The 5,903-nt window shown below is 67.8% G+C and carries 10 protein-coding genes and 1 tRNA gene; 10 read left to right on the top strand and 1 reads right to left on the bottom strand.

What is annotated here, in order from left to right:
• Positions 1-119: 119 nt before the first annotated feature.
• Positions 120-344: a hypothetical protein gene (locus AX721_RS10880; RefSeq protein WP_068876041.1), complete on the bottom strand. Its 225-nt coding sequence runs from the start codon at positions 342-344 to the stop codon at positions 120-122.
• A 186-nt stretch (positions 345-530) separates the two neighbouring features.
• Between AX721_RS10880 and AX721_RS10875 the strand changes: the two genes are divergently transcribed.
• The 10 genes from AX721_RS10875 to rplJ all read left to right on the top strand — a co-directional run.
• Positions 531-606 (top strand) — tRNA-Trp (locus tag AX721_RS10875).
• 76 nt (positions 607-682) lie between these two features.
• On the top strand, positions 683-988 hold the full coding sequence (gene secE / locus AX721_RS10870; protein ID WP_068876040.1) for a preprotein translocase subunit SecE: 306 nt from the start codon (positions 683-685) through the stop codon (positions 986-988).
• A 10-nt stretch (positions 989-998) separates the two neighbouring features.
• The gene (gene nusG / locus AX721_RS10865) at positions 999-1,568 is read left to right on the top strand and encodes a transcription termination/antitermination protein NusG (RefSeq protein WP_068876039.1); all 570 of its coding nucleotides are present in this window, start codon (positions 999-1,001) and stop codon (positions 1,566-1,568) included.
• A gap of 13 nt (positions 1,569-1,581) precedes the next feature.
• Positions 1,582-2,007, top strand: coding sequence for a GxxExxY protein (locus AX721_RS26805; RefSeq protein ID WP_082765220.1), 426 nt, complete (start codon positions 1,582-1,584; stop codon positions 2,005-2,007).
• Positions 2,008-2,187: 180 nt separating this feature from the next.
• Positions 2,188-2,619 carry a 50S ribosomal protein L11 gene (gene rplK, locus AX721_RS10855; protein WP_068876037.1) on the top strand — a complete coding sequence of 144 codons (432 nt, stop codon included), beginning with the start codon at positions 2,188-2,190 and terminating at the stop codon, positions 2,617-2,619.
• A gap of 4 nt (positions 2,620-2,623) precedes the next feature.
• The gene (gene rplA / locus AX721_RS10850; RefSeq protein ID WP_068876036.1) at positions 2,624-3,313 is read left to right on the top strand and encodes a 50S ribosomal protein L1; all 690 of its coding nucleotides are present in this window, start codon (positions 2,624-2,626) and stop codon (positions 3,311-3,313) included.
• 71 nt (positions 3,314-3,384) lie between these two features.
• Positions 3,385-3,888 (top strand): GNAT family N-acetyltransferase, encoded by a 504-nt coding sequence (locus tag AX721_RS10845; RefSeq protein ID WP_068876035.1) that lies wholly within the window; start codon positions 3,385-3,387, stop codon positions 3,886-3,888.
• A 7-nt stretch (positions 3,889-3,895) separates the two neighbouring features.
• Positions 3,896-4,726: an enoyl-CoA hydratase-related protein gene (locus AX721_RS10840; protein WP_082765218.1), complete on the top strand. Its 831-nt coding sequence runs from the start codon at positions 3,896-3,898 to the stop codon at positions 4,724-4,726.
• Positions 4,684-5,154, top strand: a complete 471-nt coding sequence (locus AX721_RS10835; protein WP_156467124.1) for a hypothetical protein — start codon at positions 4,684-4,686, stop codon at positions 5,152-5,154. Before AX721_RS10840 ends, AX721_RS10835 begins: the two co-directional genes overlap by 43 nt.
• Positions 5,155-5,447: 293 nt before the next feature.
• Positions 5,448-5,903: 50S ribosomal protein L10 (rplJ, locus tag AX721_RS10830; protein ID WP_068876033.1), on the top strand; the 456-nt coding region annotated here is incomplete at its 3' end.

The raw sequence follows: 5,903 nt of genomic DNA, 5'->3' as shown, positions 1-5,903 counted from the left end.
AGGCGGCCGGACCGTGGGCTCGGGCGTGGTCTCCAAGATCATCAAGTAGGCCCAAGCCTACCCGACCACCAAACACCAGGGGCCGCCGGACACCATCCGGCGGCCCCTTTTGCTTGACGTCAGGCCTTGCGGCCGGCGCCGTCGGTCTGGTCGGCCCTGGCCTGGTTGGGGGCGGGCTGGTCGCGCCGATGTTCGCCGCTGGCGGGGTCGGTGTCCGTCTTGGGCGAGCGGGCCGAGCCTTCGGACCCGGCGGGTTCCTGGGCCATGCGGGGCGCGCCGGGCTTCTGGTCCTGGTCGCGGTTGTAGGCGGCGTCGTGGGAGCTGGGGGTCGGGGGCTGGGTCATGGCCCCGTAACGGCCAAGGCGCCGGTTTGCTCCGCGCAAGAGGCTTGAAAACGCGGGGCGCTTGCGTCATACGCCTGCGTCCTACCCGACATCGTGGAGTCTTCAGTTTTCTAGCCGCCGGAGCGCGGTTCACGGGCCTTCGCCCGGGACAGGAAACCAGGCGAGACGACCGGGGAGGGGTGCTGAAGGAGTGTAGCTCAGCTGGTAGAGCATCGGTCTCCAAAACCGAGGGCCGGGGGTTCGAGTCCCTCCACTCCTGCCACCACCTATATAATGCGTAGGATAAACCGGGGCGGGGCCTGAGGGCCGCCGTCCCAGATGAGAGTTTGAAGCGCCGCATGGCCAAGAAACCGGGACAGAGCCCGCAAGCGATCCGCGACCGCGCCGCCAAGACGGCCGCGGTCATGGCCACGCCCAGCGCGGTCGCGGCTCAAGCCCCCAAGAAGAAGACCAGCATCCCGCAGTTCTTCCGCGAGGTCCGCGCCGAGGCGCGCAAGATCACCTGGACGAGCCGCAAGGAGACCTGGATCACCTCCGTCATGGTGGCGATCATGGTGGTCATGGCCGCGCTGTTCTTCTGGCTCGTCAACTCCGTCCTCAACTTCGCCATCACCTGGCTGCTTCGCGTGGCCACCGGCGGGTAAGAAGAACAACATGTCTGAAGCTGCCGCCTCCGCCCCCAAGGGCAACCCCCGCCACAAGTGGTACATCGTCCACGCCTACTCGAACTTCGAGAAGAAGGTGGCCGAGAGCATCCGTGAGCAGGCCAAGAACCAGGGCCTGGAGGAGAACTTCTCCGAGATCCTGGTGCCCACCGAGGACGTGGTCGAGATCCGCCGCGGCCGGAAGGTCAACTCCGAGCGCAAGTTCTTCCCGGGCTACGTGCTCGTGAAGATGGAGCTGTCGGACGAGGCCTACCACCTGATCAAGAACACCCCCAAGGTGACGGGCTTCCTGGGCTCGGGCTCGAAGCCGATCCCGGTCTCGGAAAAGGAAGTCCAGCGCATCGTCGGCGCCATCGAAGAGGGCGTGGAGCGGCCGAAGCCGACCATCTCCTTCGAGATCGGCGAGACCGTGAAGGTGATCGACGGCCCGTTCGCCAGCTTCAACGGCTCGGTGGAACAGGTCGACGAGGAACGCGCCCGCCTGCGGGTCACCGTCTCCATCTTCGGCCGCGCCACCCCGGTCGAACTCGAATACGGCCAGGTCGAAAAGGCGAGCTAAGGCTTCGCGCTTGGTGGAGTCGTTCGAAAGAGGACCGCCAAGACGCCAAGAACGCCAAGAGCCTTCAGCGGCGGCGGATGTCGTGGCGCGGCAAATTGTCGATGCCGGTCTGAAAGTTCACCGAGCGCTTGGGCCCGGGCTTCTGGAATCTGTCTACGAGGCCTGCCTTGTCCACGAGTTGGGGCTGAGAGGCCTGGCCGTTCGCCGGCAAGTTCCGCAGCCTCTGCGGTATGAGGGGCTTCGCCTCGATGCGGGCTACCGGCTCGATCTTCTCGTCGAGGATCTCGTCATCGTCGAAGTGAAAGCCGTCGAGGCGCTCTCGCGCCTCCATGAGGCGCAACTGATCACCTACCTGAAGCTCTCGGGGCTAAGGCTCGGCTTGCTCGTCAACTTCAACGTCGTTCTCTTCAAGGACGGTGTGCGTCGCCTGCTCGGCTAACTTGGCGTTCTTGGCGTCTTGGCGGTGAATGCCGCAGTCCCGGCGGTTGTGCCTGGGCGGATTGCCTGATAAACGCGCCCGCTTCGCGGTTCGTCCGCGATTTCAAATCCGTGGGAGGGGGCGGCCACCGTGACCCCGCACCACGGCTCAACCGGCTCTGACGAGCCATGAGGAGCAAAGATGGCCAAGAAGATCTTGGGCTATATCAAGCTGCAGGTGCCCGCGGGCTCTGCGACCCCTTCGCCGCCCATCGGGCCGGCGCTGGGTCAGCGCGGCGTCAACATCATGGGCTTCTGCAAGGAGTTCAACGCCCGGACCGAGAAGGAAGCGAAGGGCACGCCCCTTCCGACCGTGATCACGGTCTACCAGGACAAGTCGTTCACGTTCGTCACCAAGACGCCGCCGGCGTCCTTCTACATCAAGCAGGCGGTCGGCCTGAAGTCGGGCTCCAAGGCGCCCGGCCGCGACAGCGCCGGCAAGATCACCCGCACCCAGCTGCGCGAGATCGCCGAGAAGAAGATGAAGGACCTGAACGCGAACGATCTCGAGCAGGCCGCCAAGATCATCGAGGGCTCCGCGCGCTCGATGGGCCTGCAGATCGAGGAGGCCTAAGACCATGGCAAAGCAAGCCAAGCGCATGAAGGCCTGGACCGGCGACACCACCGTCGCCCACCCGCTGGACGCCGCCGTGAAGCTGGTGAAGGCCAACGCCAACGCCAAGTTCGACGAAAGCATCGAGATCGCCGTCAACCTGGGCGTCGACCCTCGTCACGCCGACCAGCAGGTCCGTGGCGTCGTGGCCTTGCCGTCGGGCACGGGCCGTGACGTCCGCGTCGCCGTCATCGCCAAGGACGCCAAGGCGGCCGAGGCCACCGCGGCCGGCGCCGAAGTCGTCGGCGCCGAAGACCTGGTCGAGCGCATCCAGGGCGGCTTCATGGACTTCGACCGCGTGATCGCCACGCCGGACATGATGGCCCTGGTCGGCCGTCTCGGTAAGGTGCTGGGCCCCCGCGGCCTGATGCCGAACCCGCGCGTCGGCACCGTGACGCCGAACGTGGCCCAGGCCGTGAAGGACGCCAAGGGCGGCTCGATCGAGTTCCGCACCGAGAAGACCGGCATCATCCACGCCGGCATCGGCAAGGCCTCGTTCACCGAGGAAGCCCTGCAGGCCAACGTGAAGGCCCTGGTGGACGCGCTCAACAAGGCCAAGCCGTCGGGCGCCAAGGGCACCTACATCAAGAAGATCAGCCTGTCGTCGACGATGGGCCCGGGCTTCAAGGTGGAGGCCGGTTCGGTCGGCGTCTAAGCCGGACGGACATGCTAGAGACCAGAGGGAGCGGCAGCGATGCCGCTCCCTTTTTCGTTGGGGAAGGCCTCATGCCGAAGATCGAGCTGGAGCCGGCAGGCGAGCGGCGCGCGACGGTCGAGAACCTGTTCCAGCTCTATGTCCACGACTTCGCCGACTTCTGGGCGGAGCGGCGGGTGGAACTCCAGGAGGACGGCCGCTTTCCGCCCTATCCGCCGCTGGGGGCCTATTGGACGGAGCCGGGAGCCGAGCCGCTGCTGATCCGTGTGGATGCGCGGCTGGCGGGCTTTGCCCTCATCGACCGTCACAGCCACTCCGGCGCGCCGACCGATTTCAACATGGGGGAGTTCTTCGTCGCGCGGCACTACCGGCGCGAAGGGGTCGGGCGCGCGGCCGCGCGCCTCGCGATCCAGGACCGCCCTGGCCAGTGGGAGATCGCAGTGGCGCGCCGGAACGTGGGCGCGCTGGCGTTCTGGCGGGGGGTGGCGGAGACGGCGGCCATCGGCGGGGTGGAAGAGCGCGACCAGGACGACGACCGCTGGAACGGCGCGATCCTGCGCTTCGTCGTGGCATAGTGCGGCCATGGACCTGAAGACCCTCCGCTACGAGATCGCCGACGGGATCGCCGTGGTGACGCTCGCCCGCCCGAAGCGCCGCAATGCCTGGACCGGGCGGATGCACACCGAATACCGCTGGGTGCTGCGCGAGGCCGACCGAGATCCGGGCGTGCGGGTGATCGTGGTGACCGGCGATCCCGAGGGACAGGCGTTCTGCGCCGGCGCCGACCTGCAAGCGCTGGAGGGCCATTCGGCGAAGGGCGGCTACGATCCGGGGACGCCCGAGGACATCGCCGAGCCGGGCTATGGCGTCGACCCCGCCTTCGATGCGGCCTTCGCCTACCACTTCGGGGTGGGCAAGCCGATCATCGCGGCGATCAACGGCGCAGCGGCGGGCGTGGGGCTGGTGCTGGCCGCCTTCGCGGACCTGCGGTTCTGCGCGCCGGGGGTGAAGTTCACGGCGGCGCACGGGCGGTTCAACTTCCCGGCCGAGTACGGCCTGTCCTGGCTGCTGCCGAGGATCGTGGGGCTGACACACGCCAACGACATCCTCTTGTCCAGCCGGGTGTTCACGGCCGAGGAGGCCATGGCGATGGGGTTCCTGAACCGGATCGTGCCGGCGGAGCGCCTTATGGAGGAGGTGCTAGCCTATGCCCGCACGCTCGCCGCGTCGGTGGCGCCTGGATCCGCGCGCGAGACCAAGCGCCAGATCTACCGCGACCTGCACCGCGACGCGGCCACCTCGGTGAAGGCGGCCGAGGTGCTGCTGGCGCAGATGGCCCGCGAGCCCGACTACAAGGAGGGCGTGAAGGCGTGGATGGAGAAGCGCCCGGCGAACTGGACCGGCCAGGGATGACGCCGCCGGAGGTGGAGGCGCTGGTGGCCAGGCTGGCGCCCGACCTGGACGCCTTCGCCGCCCCCTGGAGCCTGATCGGCAGCGGGGCGCTCATCCTGCTGGGGGCGCCGCTCGACGCGGCGGCGGACCTGGATGTGGTCACCGGCGTCGACGGGGCAGGGCGCCTGGCCGCCGCCTGGGCCGGATGGCGGGACGAGAGTCCCGCCAAGGCGCCGGACGGGCCTTTCCGCTCGGAGCACTTCGCGCGCTACGTCACGCCGTGGGGTCCGGTGGAGGTGATGGGCGGCCTGCGGGTAAGGGGCCGGCCGTTGGAGGTCTCGGGACCGATCCCGGCGGGGGCCGAGCAGCTTCGCATCCTGCGCCTGTTCGGCCGGCCCAAGGACCTGGCCAAGGCCGCCGTTCTGGAGGCCTGGCTGGCGGCGGGTTGAATCGGCGGGACTTCTCGTGTAAACGCCCGCGCTTCGTCGGTCCCCGCGAGGGGAGCGGCGTGGACGGAAGGTCTTCGGACCGACCGATCCTGTCCAAGAACTATGAAGCCGCCGGGGCCACCGACGGCCGGAACGCGAGGAAGAGCCCTTCCTCGGTCATAGGGAGACGGGAAGATGAGGTTTCGCCGGTCATCCGCCAAGGATGAGCGCGAGGCTGCGGCTTCTCCGAACAGGACAGGTGCTTTGCGGCGTGCGCATCCGCGCGCGCGTCGAACCTGAGTATGGAGACCGCAATGGACCGCGCTCAAAAGCAGGAAGCCATCGAGACGCTCAAGGGCGTCTTCGCTGACGCCGGCGCCGTGGTCGTGACCCACTACATGGGTCTGACCGTTGCGGAAATGACCGATCTGCGGGGCCGTCTTCGCAACGAAGGCGCCCAGCTGCAGGTGGTGAAGAACACCCTCGCCACGAAGGCGCTCGGTGGCTCGATCGGCGACGAGGGCGACGCCCTCTTCAAGGGTCCGGTCGCCATCGCCTTCGCGTCCGATCCGGTGTCCGCCGCCAAGGTCGCGACCCAGTACGCCAAGGAGAACGACAAGTTCACCGTCGTTGGCGGCTTCATGGGTCAACAGGTGCTGGACAAGGCCTCGGTGACCGCTCTGGCCACCCTGCCGTCGCTGGATCAGCTCCGCGCCAAGATCGTCGGCCTTCTGCAAGCTCCCGCGACCAAGATCGCTGGCGTTCTGCAG

Source organism: Phenylobacterium sp. CCH9-H3 (genome assembly GCF_001557235.1).
Taxonomy (GTDB): Bacteria; Pseudomonadota; Alphaproteobacteria; order Caulobacterales; family Caulobacteraceae; genus Phenylobacterium.
The sequence above is the reverse complement of the archived record's forward strand: the minus strand, read 5'-3'. Positions and strand labels throughout refer to the sequence as shown.